General features: G+C 37.0%; 1 protein-coding gene. It reads left to right on the forward strand.

What is annotated here, in order from left to right; all coding sequences use genetic code 11:
* Window positions 1-770, forward strand: a 770-nt coding sequence (locus GOU96_RS17890; RefSeq protein WP_324702104.1) for a hypothetical protein, incomplete at its 5' end; no start/stop codon positions are given.
* Window positions 771-792 lie beyond the last annotated feature (22 nt).

Here is a 792-nt window from a genome sequence, read left to right on the forward strand (position 1 = left end):
AGGCGGGCGTTAGCTTTATCCATCAGTTTATCGTAGGAAAAATAGTGGTTATACAAGAACAAGCGTTAAGCAAATTAGCGAATGCCATGAGGATTTATGGCGAAGCACATATGAATTTCAATCGTTTAAAGTTGGTTGATGCCGAAGAGGCTATTGATAACTTAGATAGGGCTATGGAAGCAAAGCTTGAAGCTTTCCATAGCTTGTATGATGTAACAAAGGATCTTTTTGATTACTTTGACCATGCAGATACAGCAGTTCTGATTTTATTGAGAAATGCGGTTCATCACCGTAACCATTTGTTGTTTAAAACTTGGAATCAAGAAATGGGCTTAAATGATGGGCACAAGAAGTATTTAGGTGCAGAGTTTTTGCTCGCAAGCCACAATATATTGACTAATGGTCATAAAATGAAGCACTTATATAAGCTAGAGGACTTCTACCTCCGAGTTGATGCTTCACTAGGCTCACCATTTCTTGAAGATCGTATGAGCGATAAAAATCGCCAGAAATTGTTAAACCAACTTGAAAATGATCTGAGCTTTGGCGAACTTAAAAAGTATGCCCAAGGTGAAAGATATCCGCTAAAGCAGGTTTATGTAAATATCATCCCAATTTATATATCAGCAGCTGTTAAAGTCTTTAAAGCTCTCAATGATCAAGGTGTAAAGTTTGTCGGCTTTGATGCAAACGCATATAAAGAAGCATTCACAAATGAGTTAGCTGTAGATTTAGGGTCATTTGATTATTCAACAATACGGATCTTGTAAAATAAAGCTAACAAACGCCTCA

This window comes from Vibrio sp. R-1, from assembly GCF_035615595.1.
Classification (GTDB): Bacteria; Pseudomonadota; Gammaproteobacteria; order Enterobacterales; family Vibrionaceae; genus Vibrio; species Vibrio cholerae.